Here is a 250-nt window from a genome sequence, read left to right as displayed (position 1 = left end):
CTCGGCCGTCAGGCCGGCGGCGGCGGCAACCACGCCGGCCGAAATTCCGTGATTCGTGCCGTAGAGGCACAAATCCATCAGCTGATAGGGCAAGGCGAAGTAGAACTCCTCCTGGGTTTGCGCCATGTAAAACGTGTCCGTGGTCGGCGGCCTCATTCGGACCTCCCCGTCAATCCCGAGATATTCCGCCAGCTGCAAAACCTGGGTCTTGTAGAGATGGACGATCGGCATCACGTCGGCGACGCCGTCG

At 61.6% G+C, this 250-nt stretch carries 1 pseudogene; it reads right to left on the bottom strand.

The window, feature by feature from the left end:
- A pseudogene (gene nadE / locus AC0L3S_RS39595) lies at positions 1–250 on the bottom strand (NAD(+) synthase); the annotation flags it as partial.

The organism is Bradyrhizobium sp. Ken01 (assembly GCF_055807355.1).
The sequence above is the reverse complement of the archived record's forward strand: the minus strand, read 5'-3'. Positions and strand labels throughout refer to the sequence as shown.